Here is a 23055-nt window from a genome sequence, read left to right on the forward strand (position 1 = left end):
GGGGGAATTAAAATGAAAGAATGGCATGGTGCAGCGGGAATTTGTATAAATGGAAATAATGAGGTTTTAATGGTAAAAGCGAATAATTCTAATGCTTGGGCTATTCCCTCCGGTGGTATAGAAAAAGGGGAAAGTCCTGAGGAATGTTGTATGCGGGAGTTGAAAGAAGAGACGGGATATACTGTTCGTATTATGAAGCAGCTTTTTGTTAAAGATACAATGGTTAAGGGTTATCATGTAAATACATATTACTTTCTAGTAGAAAAGTATGGGGAAAGTAGTGGAATCGGTGATCCAGATGGATTGATTGAGGAATATCGCTGGTTATCGTTAGGGGAGATAGGAAAAGTTGAACATGCTTATCTAGAAGACAAAGAGGTATTAAAGAAATTATTAACATCTTTACTATAACAGTAATTATTATTCTCAGTGAGATTTGATTGCAATTTGAAATGTTAAGCATTTATTTGTTGGAATTGGATTTTAATAAATTTCATCTGCATATAAGTTGGGTGTATTTTTGTTTAAAATTAAAAAGCCCTATTTTTAGGACTTTTAGTAAAAAAAGTGAATAGTTAGCTTTGTGGTGATAAGCCCCAAAGGTTGCTTTTTACTTTATTGGTTTATATTTATCCATTTACGATTGTCCCACCATTGACATGAATAACTTGTCCGGTTACATAGCTGGAGTCATCGCTCGCCAAATAGACATAGGCTGGTCCAAGTTCTTTTGGTTGTCCCATACGTTTCATCGGTGTATTTGAGCCAAATGTATCGACTTGTTTTGCATTAAATGTGGAAGGGATTAATGGTGTCCAGATGGGTCCTGGTGCGACAGCATTCACACGAATACCCTTCCCAACTAAAGAAGCAGATAAAGAACGGGTGAAGCTTGTTACCGCACCTTTAGTTGCACTGTAATCAATCAAATCTTTATTTCCTTCGTAGGCAGTAATGGAAGTGGTATTAATAATAGTACTTCCTTTTTTTAAGTGAGGTAGCACTGCTTGAGTTAGATAGAACATGCCAAATATATTGGTTTTAAATGTATTTTCAAGCTGCAGTTTAGAGGTATTCAAAAAGTCGCCTTGGGGATGCTGTTCTGCTGCGTTATTTACTAGAATATCAATTTGATTGAACTGATCGAGTATTTGGGTGACTACCTTTTTACAAAATTTAGCATCCCCAATATCACCGGGAATTAAAAAGCATTTTTTCCCTGTATCCTCAACTAATCGCTTCGTTTCTTCTGCATCACTATCTTCTTTTAAGTACACAATTACAACATTGGCGCCTTCCTTTGCAAAATGGACACTAACAGCACGTTGAATACCACTATCGCCACCTGTTATTAACGCTGTTTTTCCTTTTAATTTATTACTGCCTTGATAGTTTTTGCGAATGTATTCTGGCTCTGGTTGCATGATGGACTCTATGCCTGGTTGTTGTTTTTGTTCCTGGGGTGGTGGGGTCATTGGTTTATTTGTTGCCAAGTCAGAAAACCTCCTAAAGTGAATTCTTTATCCATTTTTCCAATTTGTACAGAATCCATGAGAAGAATCTTGATTCTTAGAACATTTCTTTAGGAAGTTTATTATCTTTTCCAAAATAAAAAGCCCTGTGTCAGGACTTTAGTAGATATATTCATGAGCAGAAGTTGCTCCTTGTTGATGGAGGAAGTTATAAATATCACGATAAACTTTAATATCGATATCACCAGAAATATATTTATTTTGGTAGAAGTCTAATATGTCATTTAATGTTTTAGGAGCTTCCTTTCGATCGGTTTCGTAGTTTGAAATTAATTCGTTTATTAGCATGTCTTTTCCTCCTCGTATCGAATTGCTTGTACAAAAGTATATGAGTGGTAGGAAGGAATCATGACAAAAAAGAATGCATTCAATAAAAAAGGAGAATGCAAACAAGCATTCCCCGCTAGCAATTAATAATCAAAAGCTAATTCTGGAAGTTCAATCGTCTTCACTATTTGTTTCTGATTCAAATCATAAACCTTCATTGTATCCCAAGAAAAAGTGTAAATGACATTGTCTACAGAAATTAATCTTTTAATCTCAGAAGTCCATTCTGGATATTCTTTAAATTCTCCTTGATGTGTGATGGTATCCAATAATTTGATTCCATTAGGAGTGATTTCATAAAGTAAGGCTCCTTCAAAAACAACCTTATCTTCTTCATAAGTGATATCATCTTTCCGTACCGTTTTTGATTCGTTTATAACTGCTGGAAAGCCAAATATATTTTCTGTTGGATGCTTAAATAATACTTTGTGATTATGAAGTAATTCCGAATAGGACCAACCCTGCCCAATCACTTCGGAAAACTTTTCTTTAGGATTGGTTGGGTCATTAACATCAAAAACAGATATTTTTATGCCATCGGTCTGTACTCTTGGTTCATTACTGCCTTCTTCATCTATGAGCGTTGTATTTTGGCCGAATCCGATTACATGATTTTCATCAAGTGGGTGGAGATAATTACTAAAACCAGGAATTTTTAATTCCCCTAATACAGTTGGATTTTTCGGGTCCTCTAAGTCGATGACAAACAATGGATCGACTTCTTTAAAGGTTACCATGTAAGCTACATGGTCCATAAAACGCACACTGTAAATTCTCTCCCCTTCAGCAAGTCCTTCAACTGAGCCAAGGGGTTTTAAATTGGTATCAAACGTATACAAATTGTTTGTGGATAGTGTTTCATCATCCCAAGTATCTCCTTTAGTGGTTGCGACTCGGAATGTGTTGTTTCGCTCATCCATCGCAAACTGGTTAATAAGTGTTCCGTTTACTAGAGTGGATGCATTGTATGTTAACGTTCCATTTTCTACTCTAAACTGTGTAATCTCTGTATCCACATCCTGTGGGTGCCAAATCATAATATCCATTGCCGGTTCACTTGTTTCTACGTCTTTGAATTCTGACTCTTCTATTTCCCTAAACTTATTAACTGCTACATAAAGATTATTATGGGACATATAAATTTGGTTAGAAGCACCGAGATAGGTTTCTATATTTGCTTCTTTTTTCATATCGTTTAGATCAACGGTCGTTAATATTAGAAATTGTTCTTCCTTGCTGTCCGGGAAGAAATACATATCTTCAAAATCAACTGGTATACTATCTTCACTCACAGCTGTATCTTTAATAAAAGGTCTAACTTCAACATCCTCTTCGGAACTTAGGATATGATATGGTGGGTGTTCGTTAGCAATTAAATAAAGATAACCATCTAGGATTCTAGAGGTATTATAGTAACCTTCCTGACTTACTTCGCGAACTTGTTTTGGTTCATTTGGATTCTTGATATCGTAAAATAAGACAGTAGTTTGACTATAATAAATTGGTTCTGGAATTCCAATTTTGTTTTTTGAATCTGATTCTTTAACTTCACGTAGTGGTTCGTTCTTTTGCCCAATTGCAATTAATAAATTATCTTGTACGTAAAGTTCTTGTGGGAAAAAGTTGTCTAATTTAATTTGACTGAGTACGGAACTATTTGCTTTTTCTGTTGATGTGATTATGATGTCTCCGTCTCGAATAAAGAAAATAGATTTTCCATCTGTTTTAATAATATCTGCCTCGTCAATTCCTTGAACTTGAACATTAGTAGATGAAGTTCCATCCCCGCCAGCGGAGCTTTCATTAGAAGACTCAGTTGTATCCATTGCGGAATCTTCTTTTGTTTCTATATTAAATAAGTTAGAATTTGTTCGTTCTTCTTTCATCCGTTCTTTTAAAAGTGTTACAAGTTGCTTTTGATCTTTAATTGTAGGGAAATTAACCATTGCGGCAAAGTTATGTTTAAGGGTTTTAGAAAGTTTCTCACCACTTGCCGCTAGAACTTCTTTCGCAATGATAATTTCGTATTCCTCGTTGATGCTGTAACCTTCGTCGGGTGCTCGTAAAGTTAATACAGTAAATGATTTATTCCATTCCATCTCTGTAGTAATTCGCTTTCCGCTTTTGTTTTTTACTATCACAGTTTCTTGCGTAAAGCTGTCTGGGTCCATTGGTTCAGAGAAATGGACAGTCCAATCTTTATTTGAAAGAACAAAGCTCGAAGCGGAGGGGATTTCTGCTGTTATTTTATTTGAGAAACCAAAGAATATAACTGCCCAAACCCCAGCAATCAAAAGTATACTAATTAACCCTATCTTTTTATACAATTTGTTCACCCCATTTTATGATAAATACTTATCTAACCATAAGACGAACAGAATAAAATATATGTTTCAAAATTAAAGCGCTGTCTCGGATAACTATTCGACAAAATATTACATAATTCGGGAAGTGACAGGCACCCCAAAAAACAAAAAAACCCGGGAACAATATTCCCCGAGTTTTATCTTATTTAAATGATTTGTTTAAGAAAAATAGTGAAAGTGTTCCTGGGCCGGCGTGTGCTCCGATTGCTGATCCGACGTATTCGATGACAAATTCCTTTGTACCGTATTTTTCTTTAATCATTTCTGCAAGTTTTTCAGCACGTTCTAAATCATCACCGTGGCTAATTCCAATTACTTGATTTTCAAAATTACCTCCGCGTTCCTCCAAAATTTCAAGCATCCGACCTAAAACTTTCTTAGACCCACGCATTTTTTCTAGTGGAATAAGTTTACCCTGTTCCACATGAAGGATTGGTTTAATATTAAGTAAAGATCCAACAAATGCTGCTGTTTTACTAACACGTCCACCGCGCTTTAGGTATTCTAAATCATCGACAGTAAAGATATGCTCCATATGTAGTGCACGATTTTTAGCATCCTCTATAATTTCATCTTTACTTTTTCCATCGATTGCCATTTTAGCTGCATTCAGTACAACTAGACCATATCCAATGGAAGCGCATTTCGTATCAATGACATGAATGTCAGCTTCTGGAAATTCTTCTTTAACTTCTGCTTCCATCATTTTTGCCGTTTGATATGTACCAGATAATTCCGATGAAAATGCTAAGTAAATTAGCGTTTGTTTAGATCTTGCATACTCGGTAAAAATATTTTTAAACGTGTGTGGTGAGACTTGAGATGTTTTGGGGGTTTTACCATTTCTCATTGCATCAAAAACGTTTTTCGGTGTAATATTGATACCATCTTCGTAATCCGTGTCATCTAGATGAACTGTTAAAGATACCATTTCCATGTCATACTTAGAAAAGTAATCTTTTGTAAGGTCACTAGCTGAATCTGCCATAATTTTAATACTCATCTTGGGTTCACCCTCAATTCTCAGAAATAATTATAATATGTATAGTTTATAGTTATAATGGGATATAGTCAAAATATTTGTGATTGAAAAGGAGACTGTTATGTTTTTAATAGAGGCTAGGCGAATTTTCGTAGTTATAATTGGATCATTACTGAATGCAATATCTCTTAATTTATTCCTAATAAGTGCCAATGTATACGCCAGTGGATTTACTGGTACAGCACAATTAATCTCAAGTGTCTTTAAAGATTTTGTGGGGATTGGTGTATCCACTGGGATACTACTTTTTCTATTAAATATTCCTGTATTTATTTTAGGTTGGTATAAGGTTGGAAAAGGCTTTACTATTTACAGTATAATTTCCGTTATATTCTCTTCCTTATTCCTACAATTTCTTCCGGTAATTCAGCTGTCTGAAGACATTATTTTAAATGCAGTATTCGGAGGACTTGTCGCAGGTGTAGGTGTTGGAATGACGCTTAAGGTTGGTGCTTCAACAGGTGGAATGGATATTGTAGCTATGTATTTATCTCGATTAAAGGATAAGCCACTTGGGGTATATTTTATTTCGTTAAACGCTGTTATTATTGCATTAGCAGGAATTTTATATGAACCAGAAAATGCATTATATACCATGGTAGCATTATATGTAACGACACGTGTAATCGATGCAATTCATACTAGATTCAACAAATTAACTGCCATGATTGTGACGCGTAAGGCGAAAGAATTGCAGCAGGCTATACATAATACAATGGTTCGCGGTATAACCATTTTGCCAGCGGTTGGAGCTTATACAAATGAAGATAAGCATATGTTGTACTTAGTAATTACGCGCTATGAATTATATGATTTAGAAAGAATAATTAAAGAAGTAGATCCAGAAGCGTTCACAAATATTATACAAACCACGGGTATATTTGGTTTCTTTAGGAAAGAGTAGGGGGACTGTTATTATGAAGAAAATGATCATAATCCTTGGATTACTAGTAATACTATCTGCTTGTGGAAGTGCAGAACCAGAGAAGGAATCCTTTTTATTGCATACTGATTCGGATGTTTATGCCAAGTTTCAAAATATTGATATACAAATAGAGGACGACCAAGCACATATAGTCGGTGATGCAAATGCTTCAGGAAATGAATTTTTTTATCTTGTAGAACAAGGTGAGAAAATATTAAAACCAGAAGAAGCGGTTCAGGTTGATGGGGAATGGGATGGCTTTGAAATAAAAGTGGATATTATGAAAGAAATGGAAGAAGCAGAAGATGTTGTTATTGTTAAAATGTATACGAAAGAAGAGGATGGCAGTATTGTAAATCTTAATCCTAATTATATTCCATTAGATTTTGAAGGACAATCATAATAAAAAGTGAGGATGTGGGCACAGCAACCCTCATCCTCACTTTTTAATATCCGTGTTTTTCAAAAACTTCTTTTACTCGTGGGGTAACCTCGTCCCACTGGGCATCAAAGCTTTTATTAACTGTAATAAAGTTTTGATAACCAAAGACATTATCAACGCCTTCTAGCTTCATTAAGTCATTCATTATTTCATGCTCACTTGTGTTTCCTGGCATAACAGAAATACTGTTTGTGCCCTGGAAAATAAGCTTGTCTGTTGTAAATTTTATTGCATTTGGATTTGGTGTACCTTCAGCTCTAACTGCCATTTTCTCTACCTCCCATGAAACATCTTCTTTTACATCTATCTTATCAGAAAAGGATGGAAGAAAAAAGAGAAACACGCAAAAGCTGTTGTACATGCCCCTATCTTATATAAAAAGTAAAAAGGTGCTCCAATTAGGAACACCTTATGAGTTGCTTGCTTCATCAGTAATCCCGTTCCATCCGAAGAATGAATTAGCTATTACCATAACAAGACTTGTGATTTCATTTCTAAGGAATACAGAGGTTAGCTAAGTTTGTTTTGTTCAAGCTGTTGCTGTAATTGCTGCAATTGTTGCTTTTCCTCGCCGGTTGCATCATTCATTGCAGCTTGGATAGCATTTTGAGCAGCTTGTTTGTCCTGCTCATTCGTACCACCACCAGCAAGATTGCTCGTAAATTGGGTTACAGCATCTTTTGCTTGTTGAAATAGATTGTTCTGCATTTAGAATCCTCCTACTGTATGATTATCTGCTTCTTCTCGTTTTCGTTCTGCTTCTGTGAAGGTAGAACGATACGGGAATTTTTCTGCATGTTTTTTTACAGCGTCTGCGCTCTGTTGGCTAAACCTTCTCGATTTACTCCCTTTGGCCAAGACGATTCCTCCTTAGAAAAACGCACAATCAATGATATCTGTATGTTTTTCTTATGCATTTGGGAAAGCTGTTACCTTCCTAATTTTGCAAGAAAAAAGTGAACGTTTTTATCCGTTCACTTGTAGTATGGAAAAGTACTTCCTATATTATTGAAGGTAAAATACGGTATAAATTTAATTACCTAACCTTCGCATTGAGTTTTAAATATTCTTCTAAAAAGACTCCAATGCCATGTTCTTCATTTGTAACTGTGACATGTTTAGCAATGTTTTTGAGTGGGTCAATTGCATTACCCATAGCAACACCAACACCTGCATAATCAATCATTTCCAAGTCATTATCTTCATCACCAAATGCAATAATCCGATCTTCTGGAATTTGGTAATAATGTGCAATTTTTCGTAAACCAACCGCTTTATTAATTCCTTTTTTTACAATTTCAATGATATTCCATGGTGCACCCCATTTACGATGTTCGATTACTTCAGCATGGAACTCATCTAGATGATCGCGGAGAGTGTGGATATGTTCTTCTTTTGGATGGATTAATAAGGATGTTGGGTCATCGATTAGTTTGCTTTTTAAGCTTCCAATAACAAATGGTGTATCATCAGTAGTTTGATAAAAGATATCAATAATTTCTTGGCTATACTTATCAAGATAGACATTGTCCTTAACTTCCGCCAATACATTATATACATCCAAATCATAGCAAGTTTGAACGATACTTAAGGCAGTACGCTTTGACATAGGGTTATGAAGCATATCCCATTTTTTATCTTCTGGATGATGAATTAAAGCACCATTAAAGTTAACCATTGGTGTTTTTAAACCAAGCTCATGGTAGTACTGAATACTCGCACGATGTGGTCTTCCTGTTGCAATAACGACAATATGTCCCTCGTTCATTGCTTTTTGTAAAATTTGCTTATTTCTGGAGCTAATTTGTTTAGAATCGGAAAGCAAAGTACCATCCAAATCTAAAGCGATTAAATGTTGTTTTGGCATATTAAATTCACCTCATAGTCATAAGTGTATTAGTGTTTGTAAGATATGTAAAGAATTATAACCGAAAAAATAGTTAAATTAGTTTAACTATTTTTTCAAAAGGACTATCATATAATTAGTATAAGTTATTACAGATGAGAGGGTTATACAGGATGATAGGAATTTATAAAGAGAACATTGGTGGGGTACCGAGTCTTATTGTTGTAGATAAAGCGAATGAAAATAGGCCTCTTCCAACAGTAATTTATTTTCATGGAATTACTAGTGCCAAAGAACATAATTTAACACTAGCATTTTTACTTGCAGAAAAAGGTTTTCGCGTAGTGTTACCAGATAGCATGTACCACGGAGAAAGGGAAACAGACGAAGTTTCAGAAGTAACCTATTACTTGTTCCAAATTGTTTTGCAAAATGTGAAGGAATTGAATGATATCTATGAAGACCTTGAAAATAGAGGGTTAATTTTAGATGGAAGAGTTGGAGTAGCAGGAAGTAGTATGGGGGGGATTACAACAGCTTCAGCACTGTCACAATTTCATTGGATTAAAACAGCTGCTATTTTGATGGGCTCCCCAAAAATAACTACTTTTGCAAGGGAACTTGTTGACGTTTATGCTAAAATGGGAAAACTTCCTTTAACAGATGAAGAAATTAGTAAACTATACGACACGCTTACGCTATATGATTTATCATTACAGGCAGATAAATTGAATGACAGACCATTATTATTTTGGCATGGTGACAATGATCCAACAGTTCCTTTTGAGCATTCCTACAGTTTTTACGAGTATGCGAAGAAACTATACTCCAATCCAGATAAACTGAAATTTATCAGGGAAATAGGCAGAGGACATAAAGTAAGTAGATTTGCAATTTTAGAAACGGTCAAATGGTTTAAAGAGTACCTGTGACTTAAATCATTTAAATATACGCGGAAATATGTTTAAATGAAGATATGATGAAAGAAGGAGGTAATACCATGGATGAAGCATTAAAAGAAAATCTCATGGGTGCCCTTGAAAATGTAATCGACCCTGAGCTAGGTATTGATATTGTTAACCTTGGGTTAATATATGATGTGGATCTAGATGAAGAGGGTGTATGTGTTGTAACAATGACACTAACAGCAATGGGTTGCCCACTATCAGCACATATTGAGGCCGATATCCAAAGAGCATTATCTGATATGCCAGAAGTAAAAGAAACAGTGACAAATATTGTATGGGATCCACCATGGGGCAAAGATAAAATGTCCCGTTACGCGAAGATTGCATTGGGAATTCCAGATTGATTAACGTGAGCCGACTAACAATAGTCGGCTTTGTTTTTTGCATAATTCTAGTTGGTAAAATTAGTCACCTCCATATAGGCATTTGAATAGTCTAATTGGTGAGGAGGTCGACAGAATGAAACATAAACATATGTATGATTTGTGTAAAACCCACATGCATTCTTATGTGTTAGCAGAGCTTGAGGATGGATCTAACTTTGATGGCATTATTACAGGATTAGATGAAGAATATGTTTATTTTGCAGTCCCAATTGATAATGACACCAATTCACAAATGATGCCATACATGAATGATCAACGTCAATTTGGTTGGTATGGTTTTGGTTACCCTGGATTTGGATTTCCAGGCTATGGATTTTATGGATCCCCACGCCGTAGATTTAGACGTCTAGTGTTGCCTTTAGCTGCTCTAACTGCTTTAAGTGTATTACCGTGGTATTAAGGCAACGTTTTTGTAGGTAGATAGAGAAAATTAACTATCTTATCTTTCACACCTATATAAACATACGTAGGCATTTCCCTATGCAATAGTTAACCACCACAGTGAGTTATTCTTATGCAATCGGAAAAGTTTTTAATTTCCTAAATATAAAGGAAACCCTTGCCAATTACGAAAGGCAAGGGTTTCCTCATTAATAAGTTATTGTTCCTTCTTCTCACGTAAGAGACCGTCTCCAAGTATAAAAATAAACAAGGAGAAAATTGCTGCCATTACAAAAGTGGCTACAAGGTCTAGAGATTGTCCAGCCATACTTGATAACACGTAAGAAAGTACAAACGTAATTAAAACTGCCCAAAAGATTGTAACTAGATAACGCACTATGTAACACTCCTATCTTTTTCAGTTGTTAAGAAAGCATAAAAACTTTCTGCACGTATAAAAACTATCATAAATTCCTTTATTAAGTTTACCAAATGAACACATAAATTAAAAGTATTTCTTCATAGTTTACTTAAAGAGGAGGAAAATATATGACATTTCTTATTCAAAATTGTTTTCATTGGATTGGTTTTCATTTTGTTAATTTTTTACTTCAAGAGGGTATGGTAGTTAAAGGGGTAGATAAGATTAATTCAGAAAAGAAGGAAAATCTATATATGTTTGTCGGAAGAAATAGCTCCTTCCAATTAACGGACTCTCCTAGTAATCATAAAGCGGATATTGCAATTATTATTGGCAATCACGATCCTGCACTTTCATTTAGTGTAGATAAAATTATTCAAATTGATATAAATGGTTTGAATAAAAAGTTAGAAAATGCAATGATAATCAAGGCACCACTACTTTTTGGAGAATGGATGGACATGACCGAAGAGGGTCTCATAATTGGAAAAAAAATAACTCGTTTTGATTCGGAACAATTTCAATCAGAATCTGTTTATATTGAGGACTTTGTCAAAGCAACCTACCCGGTACTAAAGACATTACCTAATTCTTCTAATATAAGTGTTATTTCGAAAAAAATTTTCCTGAATGAGTCTGTAAAACTTGAAAATTCTATCTATATTCGTGACAATATACCTATAGAGCAAAATATGAAAAAAATAATCGCTCATTATCGTCGCTTTAAGGATTTTTATTAACTCAAAGTATTTGAATGGAGTGCACGGACTTGAGAAGAAAATACGTGTTTATCGCAATAGTAATTATTGGAATAATGTTTGTTAGCGGATGCGCACAACAAGAGCAGGGAGAATTATTTAAAGCAGGTATGATTATGGAAGGCGAAATTGACGATAAACCATGGAATAAAAAAGGTTATGACGGGATGTTAGGAATAGAGGAAGAATTAGGCATCGAAATTGAAGTGAAGGAAAATGTTACTACGGAAGAGGAAATTTCCAAAGCAGTTAGCGAGCTAGTGAATGAAGGGGTAAATTTAATTTTTGGCCATAGTAGTAAATATGGAGAAAAATTTTATAATCTTGCTAAAACCTATTCCGATGTCCATTTTGTTTACTTTAATGGGAATTATTATAGTGAAAACTTAACGAGTTTGACCTTTAATTCTCATGCAATGGGCTTTTTTGCAGGTATGATTGCAAGTCAAATGTCCGAGACTAATCAAGTTGGTATTATAGCTGCTTATCAATGGCAACCGGAAATAGAAGGATTTTACGAAGGAGTTAAATATCAAAACCCAGATACGAATGTGAATATGGAATTTATTTATGACTGGACTATAAGCGAAGTGGCTTTAGAAGCCTATAATAAGATGAAACTCAAGGGTGTAGATGTTTTTTATCCAGCGGGAGATGCCTTCAGCGAAGAAATAATAAAAAGTGCAGGTAAAGATGGTTTATATGCAATTGGCTTTGTTTCTGATCAACTAAATATTGAACCTGACACAGTATTAACAAGTACAGTTCAACATGTAAATGAACTTTATTCGTTAGCTGCAGAGAAATTTAATAAAGGAACACTCAAGGGGGAAATATTATCATTTGATTTTAAGGATGACTATATTACCTTAGGTGAGTATAGTACAGAGGTCCCGGAATACTTTCAAGATGAACTAAATAACTCCATTGAAAAATATAAAGAAACAGGCTTGCTTCCTAATCAATACTAGGGAAAAGTGACTTTTTCTCTTATTCTGAGAAAGTTGTATCTTGCAAGTCTTTCTTTTTTGCATTAAAATTAGTACCAAGTCATAATAATTGATAACAACTTTAAATTAAGGGGATGTATATATGGGTGTTGGAGTTTTAGGCGTAGGTCATTATGTGCCCTCTAAAATTGTAACAAATAGTGATTTAGAAAAAATAGTTGATACTAGTGATGAATGGATTCGAACTCGTACAGGAATCGAAGAAAGAAGAATCGCAGAAGATGATATGGATACTTCTGATATGGCCTATCACGCAGCATTGAGTGCCATGGAAGAAGCGGGTGTGGACCCAGAAGATCTAGATTTAATCTTAGTAGCTACCGTTACTCCAGATACACCGTTTCCATCTGTTTCTTGTATGTTACAAGAAAAGTTAGGTGCATGGAATGCTGCTGCAATGGATGTGAGTGCTGCGTGTGCGGGTTTTATGTACGGGATGATTACTGCAAAACAGTTTATTGAAACAAAAGTGTATAAGCATATTTTAGTTGTTGGTGCTGAAAAACTTTCTAAAATTACGGACTGGACTGATCGTAATACATGTGTTTTATTTGGTGATGGCGCAGGAGCTGCTGTCATGGGAGAGGTTTCAGAAGGAAAAGGTATTTTATCGTTTGAACTTGGTGCTAATGGTGGTGGCGGTAAACATCTTTACCAAAAAGATGATGGCTTCTTGGCGATGAATGGTCGTGAAGTATTTAAATTTGCGGTTAGACAAATGCCTGAATCATCTTTAAATGTCATTGAAAAAGCTGGTTTGCAAAAAGAGGATGTGGATTATTTAGTGCCTCACCAAGCAAATATTCGTATTATGGAAGCTGCAATGGAAAAGCTAGGTGTTTCAGAGGATAGAATGGCTAAGGTTATCAATAAATATGGCAATAATTCCTCAGCTTCCATACCTATGGCTTTATCAGAAAGTGTAAAAGATGGTAAAATTAAGGAAAATGATGTAGTGGTTTTAGTAGGCTTTGGTGCTGGTCTAACATGGGGAGCAGTGGCATTACGTTGGGGACGTTAAACAAAACCTCATTTTTATCGTAATGTTCAATCCCAAAATATGAAGAATATTTTATTAGGAGGAATACCCAATCATGTCGGAAAGAAGAGTAGTTGTAACAGGACTTGGAGCAGTAACCCCAATTGGTAATGATGTACAAACCATGTGGGATAGTCTTCTGGCTGGAAAGTCTGGAATTGATTTTGTAACGAAAGTAAATAAGGATGAGTTTCCAGCAAAAGTTGCAGCAGAGGTAAAAGATTTTGATCCAACGTTATATATGGAAAAGAAAGATGCACGTAAGATGGATCCATTTACTCAATTTGCGGTTGCAGCTTCAAAAATGGCTTTACAAGATGCAAAATTAGAAGTAACAGATGAAATTGCACATCGTGTTGGTGTCTGGATTGGTTCTGGAATCGGAGGAATGCAAACCTATGAAGAGCAGTTCCGAAAGCTTATCGATAAGGGCCCTAAACGAGTAAGTCCTTTCTTTGTTCCAATGATGATTCCAGATATGGCAGCCGGCCAAGTATCCATTCAAACAGGAGCGAAGGGAATCAATTCGTGCTCCGTAACTGCTTGTGCATCAGGGGCAAACTCTATAGGAGATGCATATAAAGCAGTGCAGCGCGGGGATGTTGATTATATTATTGCTGGTGGGGCAGAGGCGCCAATTACAAATATGTCTTTCGCAGGATTCTCAGCAATGAAGGCTCTATCCTTTAGCGAAGATCCAAAAACAGCGAGTCGTCCTTTTGATAAAAACCGTGATGGTTTTGTTATGGGTGAAGGTTCTGGAATTTTAATTTTAGAAACGTTGGAAACGGCTTTAGAGCGTGGTGCACATATCTATGCTGAAATCGTTGGTTATGGTGCAACAGGTGATGCATATCATATCACAGCACCTGCAGAACATGGTGAAGGTGCAGCGAGAGCAATGCAACATGCATTACGAGATGCTGGATTAAACCCTGAAGATGTAGATTATATTAATGCTCATGGTACTAGTACAGATTTAAATGATAAATTTGAAACAGAAGCAATTAAAACAATTTTTGGAGAACATGCAAAAAAACTAGCTGTTTCATCAACTAAATCTATGACAGGTCATTTACTTGGAGCAGCTGGTGGGGTGGAAGCTGTTATCGCGGTTAAATCGATTGAAGATAGTGTGGTACCACCAACTATCAATTATGAAACTCCAGATCCAGATTGTGATTTAGATTACGTACCAAATAAACCTAGAAAGCAAGAAGTAAATGTAGTAGTAAGTAACTCGCTGGGATTTGGTGGTCATAATGTAGCACTTATATTTAAAAAATATCAATAATTTATTGAAAGAGGCTGACCTTAGTTCAGTCTCTTTTTTGTTGTTTGCTGTTTTCTATAAGATTGTTGATAATTACAGAATTTGTATTAACTACGTGGTAAACTTCAAAAAATATTGTTCTGGACACCACTTAAAAACTATAAGAGGTAGCAATAGCGAATAGAAGTGTGTTCTATACATCATTTGAAAGGGAATAGAAGGATGAAATGACGTATAGAAGTGCTCTATACGTCATTTGAAATTAGATACTTGGTTGAAATGACGTATAGGGGCTCTCTATACATCATTTGAAAGGGAACACAAGGTTGAAATGACGTATAGGAGTTCTCTATACATCATTTGAAAGGGAACACAAGGTTGAAATGACGTATAGGGATTCTCTATACATCATTTGAAAGGGAACACAAGGATGAAATGACGTATAGAAGTGTTCTATACATCATTTGAAAGGCGACACAAGGCTGAAATAACATATAGGAGTATTCTATACATAATTTAGAAGCAAGCCCCAAATTCATGATTAAGGTTATTGCACAGTTTTAGTCTAAGCAACAAACGCCCCGTTAAGTATAATCAGACTCTTTCCACTCTATCATTTCTATCATTTATCTAAACAATTTAGCATATAAATGAAATATAAAAGTTTTTGGACAAGCATAGGTGGTAGATAAATGGGCTATATTTTCTTATTTTTAATTGGATTTGGACTAGCTGTTACCGGTGGAGTGACACTGATTTCCTATATGAATTTTTTACCAGCAGGCGTGTCATGGGCAGAATACTTTTTGTTTATAAGTGGACGATTAGAGTGTTATTTTCTACCAATTGGGTTATTGATAATGACATTTGTTGTCTACGCATTCCCTAATAAACGTTGATTAGATAATTTTCGCTCTCTCGAATAAAATTTCAAATGATGGTCATAATGTATTTTAAAGTGTCTGTTCAAAAATTATGGTAGCATTGGTAATTTTTGAACAACCTCGAATTTGTTTCATTCTGGGAGTGAGGGGTGTTGTATGTTATATTTACATGATGTTTGGGTGAACTGGTTTGAAGGAGAGGAAAACGGTTATAATGTTTGTTATTTCCATGAATGGCGTAAAGACGACGGTATAGAACTACTTGACCAAGTACCATTAATTTACATAACAGAATCACTTTATCATTATATTGAAAATGATATGCATGATTTGCCTCAAGGTCTCTTAGATGCTATTTATAAACGTGCATATACTCGAAAAGGTCAAGAACGTTCTGTTGTCGAATATGCATGTATCGTTACAGATGGAAATGACATTTTAGCAATTGACACAATTGGATATCGTATTCCTATTCGAAAAAGTCGGTTGATCCCAAGACAAGAACAATTAGTTTATGAAATGATTGAAAAAACAAAAGCTCAAAACTTTGGCTTCGATGAATCTAATTATGTAAAAGAATACCATATGCTTTCGATGTCCCCTAACCTTGTATTTGGTTTAACAAGGAGAGAAAGACAAGTAAAGCAATTATTAATGATGGGATTAGATCAGCTTCGTACATCCAATAATATTGGCGAATTACGTTATTGGTTAACGGAATGGGATCCTAAAAAGTACCCGGATATTCGGTATATGGATGAAGATGAGGTTTGGCAGGCTTTATATGATGGAGTTAAATATGGATGGAGCCTAGCACATGAGGAACTTTGTGAAAAGCTAATTAAAGGACAACCATTTCTTGAAAAAATGTGGGAGCTTGAAAACAATTATGCAGAAGGTGCATCTAAACAGAAATCAAAAAATCAGTGAGTTAACTACTCACTGATTTTTTAATAGTAGCAATTACTTTCTAACTCTACCAAGTCCCATTGCTTTTTTTGCTTTTTGGATGGTTTTGTTTGCTACAAGTGATGCCTTTTCAGCACCTTCATCGAGTATCTTGTCTAATTCACTTGATTCTAAGATTTCATAATAGCGGTCTTGAATTGGTTTTAATACAGAGACCACCGCATCTGCAACCCCCTGTTTGAAGTCCCCATAGCCTTTACCTTCGTAGTTTTTCTCTAATTCTTCAATAGTTTCACCAGAGAAAACCGAATGGATATCTAAAAGGTTAGATACACCAGGTTTTTCTTTTTTATCATATTTTACAACACCTTCAGAATCTGTAACGGCACTCTTTATTTTCTTTATGATCTGTTTTGGATCATCAAGCATAAAAATTGATGCTTTCACATTCTCATCCGATTTGCTCATTTTCTTTTCCGGATTTTGTAGGGACATTATTCGTGCGCCCACTTTTGGAATACTGATTTCTGGAATAGTGAAAACTTCAAGAAAACGATTATTAAAACGGCCAGCTAGATCGCGTGTTAGTTCTAAGTGTTGCTTTTGGTCATCACCAACTGGAACTAGGTTGGCTTGATATAATAGTATATCAGCAGCCATTAAAGAAGGATACGTGAACAGTGCTGCAGAAACAGCTTCCTTTCCTTCTGATTTATCTTTAAATTGAGTCATGCGTTCTAGTTCACCCATATAATTGATGGATTGCATCATCCAACCTAACTGTGTGTGTGCAGGGACTTCTGATTGGATGAAAAGGGTTGCTTTATTCGGATCAATACCTGCAGCTAAGTATAGTGCTGCCAAAGATCGAATGTTTTTACGAAGCTCTAAGCGGTCCTGTGGAACTGTGATTGCATGTTCATCAACAATACAGAAAAAACAGTTGTGTGTGTTTTGTAACTCAACAAACTGACGGATAGCTCCGACATAATTCCCGATAGTTAAAGAGCCACTTGGTTGGATTCCTGAAAAAATTGTTTGCATAATATTCACTCCTATATTTTTTAGACAACAAAAAAGCTCATTCATTCCCTAATACAAGGGACGAATGAACCGCGTTGCCACCCTAATTATCTTAAATCGTTAAGATCACTTCATTAATAATTAGCTCCAAAGTCCAATTCCAATATACCTTGATACTTGTTTACACCGACCACAAGCTCTCTAGAAATCAGAGGGTTATTGTACTACGCCTTTTTCATTGCTAGTAATATTGAGTTTTAAATTATTATATATATATCAATTGTGAAATGCAAGTGATAATTTTTGAGGTCCAGTTTGGAAGTTTCATTTAATTCCTAACTTTGCCAGTCAAGTGATTCTATTACATTAAGAACATTTCATTACTAGTTACTCCAAATCCCATTCACCTTGATACTGGAATTAAGCTACATCCACTGAGTATGGATTCACGAATCTATGATAATAAATTATATATGAGGGATAATACCTATTGAATCAGGAAATAGGGAGGCAATGCCAGTGGATAAGGAAATGAATTATGGTAGTGATTATAAATATATACCCACAACCTCGATTGGAAGTGGAGTGGGGATAGAGGTATTACCGGATCTATATAGTCATACAATACAAATTGTAAATATTTGTTTAGTTGGCAAGCCAGGAGAAAATGATTTTGTATTAGTTGATGCAGGGATGCCCAATTCTTCCGATGAAATTATATCTGTAATTGAGGAAAGATTTGGTGAAATTAGTCGTCCAAAAGCTATTATTTTGACACACGGGCATTTTGACCATGTTGGGGCGATAATTGAATTAGTGGATCATTGGGAAATACCAGTTTATGCACATGAATTGGAAATGCCATTTCTAACTGGTCAGATGGCTTATCCGGAACCAGACCCTACTGTTGAAGGGGGGATGGTGTCAAAAATGTCACCTATGTTCCCTAATGAGCCAATAAACTTAGGGAATCATATAAAAACTCTACCTTCTGATGGCTCTGTACCTCATATGCCTGATTTTCGCTGGATTCATACGCCAGGTCATGCACCGGGTCATGTTTCATTATTTAGGAAAAGCGATCGAGCATTAATAGCTGGAGACGCATTTATTACAGTTAAACAAGAGTATCTATATAAGGTGTTAACCCAGGAGCATGAAATAAGTGGACCACCAAGATATCTGACAACGGATTGGGCTGCAGCAAAAAACTCTGTCATTAAATTAGCAGAACTAAAACCTGCAGTTGCCATTACTGGTCATGGTACACCCATGACTGGTGAATTGTTAACGAATAGCCTAGAAAAATTAGTAACGGAATTTGATACAATTGCTATTCCAGATTACGGCAAATACGTTGATGAAAACTTACATTAATGTTCGAAAATAGCCCGAATCCTTTAGGATAGGGCTTCTTTCTATCTTCAATAGTAAGAAAATGAAAAATTCTAGCTGTAAGGAATTTAGTATTTGCCTAATTATGTGTTAACCACTAGTTTTCGATTATTTTTTAATCTTATTCTATTTGGAAAAGGTAGTCTGAACAGTAGAAATTAATACTCCTCCAACAATAAATAAGGAACCGATTATCTCTATTCCTGTTATTGGCTTAAAAAGTAAAAAAAGTCCCATTATCATGGCTACAAATGGTTCTAAGTTTGACAATATAGACGCCTTGGAAGCATCAACGTGTCGAATGTTATTATTCCAGATAAGGGTAGCTAAACCGTGAACAACTACAGCTGTTCCTATGAGAAATGCCCAATCACTTAACTTAGCACTCATTTGCAAAGGATGATCGAAAATAAAAACAAATGGGATAGATATTATAAATCCTACAATATTGGAATATAAAGTAATCGTAAGTGGATCAATTTTCTGTGAAAGTGCTCTTGTTATAATGATCATAATAGCGAAAGTAAACATAGTTATGCCTATCCATATAAGTCCTCTATCAATAGTTATAGAAGAAAAACTCCCTTTCGTAACAACAAAGTAAATACCTAATATCGCAACTATAGAACCTAGAAACATACGAATAGTAAGTCTTTCTTTTAAAAAGATAGCAGCCAAAAATCCAGTTACAATCGGAGTGGTTGCTAGAACTAGTGCTGATGTTGTTGGATCAGCTGTCTGTAATCCAACAAAAAATGTCCATTGATTTATAAATACGCCAATAGCACCTAAAGAAACAATGGCAAATAAAACTGTTTTATCTAAACGTTTAACATGTTTTTTGTGAGATGATAGTCCAATTAGAAATAACACAATAAAGAATAGTCTCAGTGATGTTAACATAGTTGGAGAGAAGTCCTGAACAAGGATTTTTCCAAATACGAAGTTACTACCCCAGACTATCACACAAAAAGTTAGCCAACTATAAGCTTTTAACATGATTAGCATATCTCCTATTTCGAAATGTTAACTTTGCTATTGTAATATTTATCGTGTATCCAGTATATTAATCTGCTTAGTGTATTCTTTAATTAGCTATTTTTTACTTTATCCTTTATCCACTGAAGTATGTTTTCTGGTTTCCTCTTATCGTTTACCGTGTTTTTTACGAAAATAAAAATAGCATACAAACAAAATGTGATTGTATGCTAAAATTCCTATTAAATTACATTTTTTTAAATGAAAGCCTTTGTTTTTAACTTCGATGTCCCAACTATTATCTCCTATTCCAAAAACGTTGTTCTGCAATAGCAGAGACAAAATCCTCACTGAAATTTGAATTGTTTGCAGCAAAAACAACTCCAGCTAAATTATTTTGCCCTGATGGCTGAATGAAAGACTGACCAGTTGTGGCAACACCTATTGGTTTATAGTGCTTATAAGCTACATGTACATATTCTGTTACGTCAGAATTGAATTTTTCCTGATTCCTAGAACTTCCACCAACAACATAAAGGGAATCAACAAGATAAGGACTAGATGTAAGAAAGGTTTTATCTACTTTAAGTGTAGTACCATCAGAACCGTTAACCGTACCTAGCCTTTCACTTATAATTTCAACGAAAACTCCGCACTGTTGTAAGTGATTAAGTACATGTGTTACCTCACTACCATGGAAGCCCTCACCAATGAGCACGCCTACTTTTTGCGTAAAGGCATATTTAGGGGTACTGGCCTGACTAAGGGAAGAATATCTTGTAGAAACAGGAACATTGGAACCACTTGGTCGACGGACTCCAATGTTATCAGCGACGATACTTGCCATTTCTTTATCAACATTTACAAGGATATTAACTACTTGTTGACGAACCGACTCATCAATAACGCTGCCAACTTGATAGCTTAGGGCTTCGATAGTATGCTGTTTTTCGATAGGGGTTAAACTATTCCAGAATATCCTAGGCTGAGAAAAATAATCCTTAAATGAGTCACTTCTTGCTCTAATTTTGTATCCTTCTACTTTCCCAGGATAATCTTTGTATCCACCTTCTTCGGGAGGTACGGTATATGGTGTGTTATTTAATAGGGAGTTTTTATGATAGTTTACTTGATCAACATCAATTCGTTGTCTCATAACCCCACGTCGCTGATTATTATGAAATGGACATAGTGGCTTATTAATTGGCAATTCAGTGTAATTAGCACTACCAAGTCGATGTTGTTGTGTTTCCCTATATGCCATTAACCTTCCTTGCAAGACAGGATCATTAGAAAAGTCAATTCCCGGAACGACATTTGCAGGATTAAACGCTACTTGTTCAGACTCAGTAAAGTAGTTATCAATATTTCTGTTTAATGTTAACTTACCAATCATTTGAACAGGAATGATCTCTTCCGGCCAAAACTTTGCGGGATCTAGAACATCGAAGTCATACTTAAATTCATCCTCCATAGGAATCAACTGGACGCCTAGCTCATATTCTGGAAATGCTCCCTTGTCAATCGCTTCCCTAAGATCCCTTCTGTGAAAATCGGGGTCAAGTCCGCCAATTTTAAGTGCCTCGTCTTGTAGTAAGGAATGGACCCCTAGGACAGGTTTCCAAACATACCTTACAAAGGTTGCCACATCTTGGTCGTTAACAAATAGATATGAATTTATGGACCATGATTCCATCATTCGATAACTTCTTAAAATACCGCGATCGGACATAATCCACAATACCATATGAAGTGCTTCCTCATTATTGGCAACATAATCCCAAAAACGATCGTGGGCCCCACTTGCCGTTGGTATATCATCTGCTTGTTTAGCTTGATATGCATGCATCGCATCGGGGAATTTCATCGCATCTTGGTTAATTAATACAGGCATTGCAATGGTGGTTAGATCGACGTTTCCTTCCTCGGTATAAAGTTTGACTCCCTTGCAACGTAAATCCCTTGCTGTATCATAAGAACCTTTAGCTCCTTGAACAGTAGAAAAACGGACGGTTATTGGTGTCTTTTTTCCAGCTTCCTGTAAAAATCCAGCTTTCGTTACATGTTTCATTGATTGATAACATTCGAATTCACCATAAGCACTGTAACCTCTTGCATGAACTACTCTTTCTGGTATCTCTTCGTGAGCAAAATGCGACATTTTTTCAAAAAACTCATAATCTTGACGTAAGGAAGGTCCACGTATACCTGCTTTTAATTGATCTTGATCCTGTGATCTTTTTTTACCTTCTTGTGTAGTCATTGGTTTTCCAGCGTTCTGTATACGATATTGATCTAATTGTTCTTGTTTTGCATTATTTCCAACGGGCTTTTGGTTCCTTGATGACTTATTATCCATGTATTCACCCACCATTTTTAGTTAATAATTTGTTCCATTTACATGGTTATGCAAACATCATTCATTTAGAACTAAAAAATGAATACCAAAAATAAAAGGGTGCAGCAATTAAAAAAAGGAATTTGTAATTATCGTTCTCTAAGTCTGGTAGTTCTTATATTGAGGTATAGTATTATGCCTGTATATATTTCTGCAAGAAGTAATATATAATACCTATATAGTTTTAGTTAAAGTGAAAGAGGAATTAGAATGTCTCAAATTAATGATTTTTCGATTAGTGTACAGGAAATAAAATGCGTAGCCTCAAAGGTGAATCAAAAGCTTCGAATTATGATGGTACTAAGTGGTGAGTTGACGGTTGAAACGAACAGTCGATATTACGCAATGAAAGAAAAAGATGTATTAGTTATAAAACGAAATAACTTTATCAAATAAATGATAGTAACCATAATAAAGTACTTATTGGTAGCATTTCGGATTAATATATGAATCAACATGATGAGAAGAATTATCGTGAGAAACATCAAATGGAGAATATGGATGCTGTAAAAGTGTACGATGTGACAGATACATCCGAATCGATGCATTCACGAGATATATTAGGAAAACTTCGATCATTTCTTAATCAGTAATAAAGCTGTCACCAAAATTTACTTTTGGGACAGCTTTTTATTATTGTTTAGGAAATTATAAAAGTCTCTGCCCGTGGATAACTAATCAGGAATGGCCACGTCCAGCTCCAGCACCCAGCGACTATTGGACTTCCTTCACCTCCGTATGATAAGTCAACA

At 35.4% G+C, this 23055-nt stretch carries 27 protein-coding genes and 1 other annotated feature; of the genes, 15 read left to right on the plus strand and 12 right to left on the minus strand.

Going from position 1 to position 23055, the window contains the following annotated elements; all coding sequences use genetic code 11:
• Positions 1-12 precede the first annotated feature (12 nt).
• On the plus strand, positions 13-411 hold the full coding sequence (locus K332_RS0100785) for an NUDIX hydrolase (protein ID WP_026905709.1): 399 nt from the start codon (positions 13-15) through the stop codon (positions 409-411).
• A gap of 218 nt (positions 412-629) precedes the next feature.
• Here the strand turns inward: K332_RS0100785 and K332_RS0100790 are convergent, their stop codons facing one another.
• The 4 genes from K332_RS0100790 to K332_RS0100805 form a co-directional block, all read right to left on the minus strand.
• Positions 630-1475 carry an SDR family oxidoreductase gene (locus K332_RS0100790; protein WP_084287675.1) on the minus strand — a complete coding sequence of 282 codons (846 nt, stop codon included), beginning with the start codon at positions 1473-1475 and terminating at the stop codon, positions 630-632.
• A 156-nt stretch (positions 1476-1631) separates the two neighbouring features.
• A complete protein-coding gene (yppF, locus tag K332_RS0100795) occupies positions 1632-1820 on the minus strand; it encodes a YppF family protein (protein ID WP_026905711.1) in 189 nt (62 codons plus the stop codon).
• A gap of 122 nt (positions 1821-1942) precedes the next feature.
• On the minus strand, positions 1943-4186 hold the full coding sequence (locus tag K332_RS23170; protein WP_051359303.1) for a beta-propeller domain-containing protein: 2244 nt from the start codon (positions 4184-4186) through the stop codon (positions 1943-1945).
• A gap of 181 nt (positions 4187-4367) precedes the next feature.
• Positions 4368-5228, minus strand: coding sequence for a DegV family protein (locus tag K332_RS0100805; RefSeq protein ID WP_026905712.1), 861 nt, complete (start codon positions 5226-5228; stop codon positions 4368-4370).
• Positions 5229-5328: 100 nt separating this feature from the next.
• Here K332_RS0100805 and K332_RS0100810 point away from each other — a divergent pair, with 100 nt between their 5' ends.
• Positions 5329-6171, plus strand: coding sequence for a YitT family protein (locus K332_RS0100810; protein WP_026905713.1), 843 nt, complete (start codon positions 5329-5331; stop codon positions 6169-6171).
• A gap of 13 nt (positions 6172-6184) precedes the next feature.
• Complete coding sequence (locus tag K332_RS0100815) at positions 6185-6595, plus strand: hypothetical protein (RefSeq protein WP_026905714.1); 411 nt, start codon at positions 6185-6187, stop codon at positions 6593-6595.
• 43 nt (positions 6596-6638) lie between these two features.
• Here K332_RS0100815 and K332_RS0100820 read toward each other — a convergent pair whose 3' ends face one another.
• The 4 genes from K332_RS0100820 to K332_RS0100835 form a co-directional block, all read right to left on the minus strand.
• On the minus strand, positions 6639-6902 hold the full coding sequence (locus tag K332_RS0100820) for a NifU N-terminal domain-containing protein (RefSeq protein WP_026905715.1): 264 nt from the start codon (positions 6900-6902) through the stop codon (positions 6639-6641).
• A gap of 242 nt (positions 6903-7144) precedes the next feature.
• Complete coding sequence (locus K332_RS0100825; protein ID WP_026905716.1) at positions 7145-7342, minus strand: DUF3813 family protein; 198 nt, start codon at positions 7340-7342, stop codon at positions 7145-7147.
• A complete protein-coding gene (locus K332_RS24130) occupies positions 7343-7492 on the minus strand; it encodes a hypothetical protein (RefSeq protein ID WP_169727341.1) in 150 nt (49 codons plus the stop codon).
• Between the two features lie 178 nt (positions 7493-7670).
• Positions 7671-8501: an HAD family hydrolase gene (locus tag K332_RS0100835; RefSeq protein WP_026905717.1), complete on the minus strand. Its 831-nt coding sequence runs from the start codon at positions 8499-8501 to the stop codon at positions 7671-7673.
• A gap of 152 nt (positions 8502-8653) precedes the next feature.
• On the opposite strand from K332_RS0100835, the gene K332_RS0100840 reads away from it, so the two are divergent.
• From K332_RS0100840 to K332_RS0100850, 3 genes are all read left to right on the plus strand, one after another.
• Positions 8654-9412 (plus strand): prolyl oligopeptidase family serine peptidase, encoded by a 759-nt coding sequence (locus tag K332_RS0100840; protein ID WP_026905718.1) that lies wholly within the window; start codon positions 8654-8656, stop codon positions 9410-9412.
• A 68-nt stretch (positions 9413-9480) separates the two neighbouring features.
• Positions 9481-9792, plus strand: a complete 312-nt coding sequence (locus K332_RS0100845; RefSeq protein WP_026905719.1) for a metal-sulfur cluster assembly factor — start codon at positions 9481-9483, stop codon at positions 9790-9792.
• A gap of 115 nt (positions 9793-9907) precedes the next feature.
• Complete coding sequence (locus tag K332_RS0100850; protein WP_026905720.1) at positions 9908-10234, plus strand: hypothetical protein; 327 nt, start codon at positions 9908-9910, stop codon at positions 10232-10234.
• 198 nt (positions 10235-10432) lie between these two features.
• Here K332_RS0100850 and K332_RS0100855 read toward each other — a convergent pair whose 3' ends face one another.
• On the minus strand, positions 10433-10612 hold the full coding sequence (locus tag K332_RS0100855) for a YjzD family protein (RefSeq protein WP_026905721.1): 180 nt from the start codon (positions 10610-10612) through the stop codon (positions 10433-10435).
• A 152-nt stretch (positions 10613-10764) separates the two neighbouring features.
• On the opposite strand from K332_RS0100855, the gene K332_RS0100860 reads away from it, so the two are divergent.
• The 6 genes from K332_RS0100860 to K332_RS0100885 all read left to right on the plus strand — a co-directional run bounded on the left by K332_RS0100860 (position 10765) and on the right by K332_RS0100885 (position 16530).
• Positions 10765-11376, plus strand: coding sequence for a hypothetical protein (locus K332_RS0100860; protein WP_026905722.1), 612 nt, complete (start codon positions 10765-10767; stop codon positions 11374-11376).
• A 29-nt stretch (positions 11377-11405) separates the two neighbouring features.
• Positions 11406-12365 carry a BMP family ABC transporter substrate-binding protein gene (locus K332_RS0100865; protein WP_026905723.1) on the plus strand — a complete coding sequence of 320 codons (960 nt, stop codon included), beginning with the start codon at positions 11406-11408 and terminating at the stop codon, positions 12363-12365.
• A gap of 121 nt (positions 12366-12486) precedes the next feature.
• The gene (locus tag K332_RS0100870) at positions 12487-13425 is read left to right on the plus strand and encodes a beta-ketoacyl-ACP synthase III (protein ID WP_026905724.1); all 939 of its coding nucleotides are present in this window, start codon (positions 12487-12489) and stop codon (positions 13423-13425) included.
• A gap of 73 nt (positions 13426-13498) precedes the next feature.
• On the plus strand, positions 13499-14737 hold the full coding sequence (gene fabF / locus K332_RS0100875) for a beta-ketoacyl-ACP synthase II (protein ID WP_026905725.1): 1239 nt from the start codon (positions 13499-13501) through the stop codon (positions 14735-14737).
• A gap of 671 nt (positions 14738-15408) precedes the next feature.
• Positions 15409-15615, plus strand: a complete 207-nt coding sequence (locus K332_RS0100880; RefSeq protein WP_026905726.1) for a YuzI family membrane protein — start codon at positions 15409-15411, stop codon at positions 15613-15615.
• Between the two features lie 141 nt (positions 15616-15756).
• Positions 15757-16530 carry a YjbA family protein gene (locus K332_RS0100885; RefSeq protein ID WP_026905727.1) on the plus strand — a complete coding sequence of 258 codons (774 nt, stop codon included), beginning with the start codon at positions 15757-15759 and terminating at the stop codon, positions 16528-16530.
• Between the two features lie 33 nt (positions 16531-16563).
• Here the strand turns inward: K332_RS0100885 and trpS are convergent, their stop codons facing one another.
• Positions 16564-17553 (minus strand): tryptophan--tRNA ligase, encoded by a 990-nt coding sequence (gene trpS, locus K332_RS0100890; RefSeq protein ID WP_026905728.1) that lies wholly within the window; start codon positions 17551-17553, stop codon positions 16564-16566.
• 53 nt (positions 17554-17606) lie between these two features.
• Positions 17607-17780, minus strand: a binding site (T-box leader).
• Between the two features lie 271 nt (positions 17781-18051).
• Here trpS and K332_RS0100895 point away from each other — a divergent pair.
• Complete coding sequence (locus K332_RS0100895; RefSeq protein WP_026905729.1) at positions 18052-18909, plus strand: MBL fold metallo-hydrolase; 858 nt, start codon at positions 18052-18054, stop codon at positions 18907-18909.
• Positions 18910-19053: 144 nt separating this feature from the next.
• On the opposite strand, the gene K332_RS0100900 is transcribed toward K332_RS0100895, so the two are convergent.
• Together K332_RS0100900 and K332_RS0100905 are read right to left on the minus strand one after the other, a co-directional pair.
• Complete coding sequence (locus K332_RS0100900; RefSeq protein ID WP_026905730.1) at positions 19054-19926, minus strand: DMT family transporter; 873 nt, start codon at positions 19924-19926, stop codon at positions 19054-19056.
• A gap of 277 nt (positions 19927-20203) precedes the next feature.
• The gene (locus K332_RS0100905; protein WP_026905731.1) at positions 20204-22264 is read right to left on the minus strand and encodes a catalase; all 2061 of its coding nucleotides are present in this window, start codon (positions 22262-22264) and stop codon (positions 20204-20206) included.
• A 249-nt stretch (positions 22265-22513) separates the two neighbouring features.
• Between K332_RS0100905 and K332_RS0100910 the strand changes: the two genes are divergently transcribed.
• Both K332_RS0100910 and K332_RS23850 read left to right on the plus strand, forming a co-directional pair.
• Positions 22514-22699 (plus strand): hypothetical protein, encoded by a 186-nt coding sequence (locus K332_RS0100910; protein ID WP_026905732.1) that lies wholly within the window; start codon positions 22514-22516, stop codon positions 22697-22699.
• 50 nt (positions 22700-22749) lie between these two features.
• Positions 22750-22896 (plus strand): hypothetical protein, encoded by a 147-nt coding sequence (locus tag K332_RS23850; RefSeq protein ID WP_156914122.1) that lies wholly within the window; start codon positions 22750-22752, stop codon positions 22894-22896.
• Positions 22897-23055 lie beyond the last annotated feature (159 nt).

The organism is Paucisalibacillus globulus DSM 18846 (genome assembly GCF_000482485.1).
Classification (GTDB): domain Bacteria; phylum Bacillota; class Bacilli; order Bacillales; family Amphibacillaceae; genus Ornithinibacillus; species Ornithinibacillus globulus.

Bases quoted from the DNA above. Each gene is read 5' to 3' on its own strand.
- K332_RS0100785 (WP_026905709.1), top strand. From the start codon at position 13: ATGAAAGAATGGCATGGTGCAGCGGGAATTTGTATAAATGGAAATAAT.
- K332_RS0100790 (WP_084287675.1), bottom strand. From the start codon at position 1,475: ATGACCCCACCACCCCAGGAACAAAAACAACAACCAGGCATAGAGTCC.
- yppF (WP_026905711.1), bottom strand. From the start codon at position 1,820: ATGCTAATAAACGAATTAATTTCAAACTACGAAACCGATCGAAAGGAA.
- K332_RS0100805 (WP_026905712.1), bottom strand. From the start codon at position 5,228: ATGAGTATTAAAATTATGGCAGATTCAGCTAGTGACCTTACAAAAGAT.
- K332_RS0100810 (WP_026905713.1), top strand. From the start codon at position 5,329: ATGTTTTTAATAGAGGCTAGGCGAATTTTCGTAGTTATAATTGGATCA.
- K332_RS0100815 (WP_026905714.1), top strand. From the start codon at position 6,185: ATGAAGAAAATGATCATAATCCTTGGATTACTAGTAATACTATCTGCT.
- K332_RS0100820 (WP_026905715.1), bottom strand. From the start codon at position 6,902: ATGGCAGTTAGAGCTGAAGGTACACCAAATCCAAATGCAATAAAATTT.
- K332_RS0100825 (WP_026905716.1), bottom strand. From the start codon at position 7,342: ATGCAGAACAATCTATTTCAACAAGCAAAAGATGCTGTAACCCAATTT.
- K332_RS0100835 (WP_026905717.1), bottom strand. From the start codon at position 8,501: ATGCCAAAACAACATTTAATCGCTTTAGATTTGGATGGTACTTTGCTT.
- K332_RS0100840 (WP_026905718.1), top strand. From the start codon at position 8,654: ATGATAGGAATTTATAAAGAGAACATTGGTGGGGTACCGAGTCTTATT.
- K332_RS0100845 (WP_026905719.1), top strand. From the start codon at position 9,481: ATGGATGAAGCATTAAAAGAAAATCTCATGGGTGCCCTTGAAAATGTA.
- K332_RS0100850 (WP_026905720.1), top strand. From the start codon at position 9,908: ATGAAACATAAACATATGTATGATTTGTGTAAAACCCACATGCATTCT.
- K332_RS0100860 (WP_026905722.1), top strand. From the start codon at position 10,765: ATGACATTTCTTATTCAAAATTGTTTTCATTGGATTGGTTTTCATTTT.
- K332_RS0100870 (WP_026905724.1), top strand. From the start codon at position 12,487: ATGGGTGTTGGAGTTTTAGGCGTAGGTCATTATGTGCCCTCTAAAATT.
- fabF (WP_026905725.1), top strand. From the start codon at position 13,499: ATGTCGGAAAGAAGAGTAGTTGTAACAGGACTTGGAGCAGTAACCCCA.
- K332_RS0100880 (WP_026905726.1), top strand. From the start codon at position 15,409: ATGGGCTATATTTTCTTATTTTTAATTGGATTTGGACTAGCTGTTACC.
- K332_RS0100885 (WP_026905727.1), top strand. From the start codon at position 15,757: ATGTTATATTTACATGATGTTTGGGTGAACTGGTTTGAAGGAGAGGAA.
- trpS (WP_026905728.1), bottom strand. From the start codon at position 17,553: ATGCAAACAATTTTTTCAGGAATCCAACCAAGTGGCTCTTTAACTATC.
- K332_RS0100900 (WP_026905730.1), bottom strand. From the start codon at position 19,926: ATGTTAAAAGCTTATAGTTGGCTAACTTTTTGTGTGATAGTCTGGGGT.
- K332_RS0100905 (WP_026905731.1), bottom strand. From the start codon at position 22,264: ATGGATAATAAGTCATCAAGGAACCAAAAGCCCGTTGGAAATAATGCA.
- K332_RS0100910 (WP_026905732.1), top strand. From the start codon at position 22,514: ATGTCTCAAATTAATGATTTTTCGATTAGTGTACAGGAAATAAAATGC.
- K332_RS23850 (WP_156914122.1), top strand. From the start codon at position 22,750: ATGAATCAACATGATGAGAAGAATTATCGTGAGAAACATCAAATGGAG.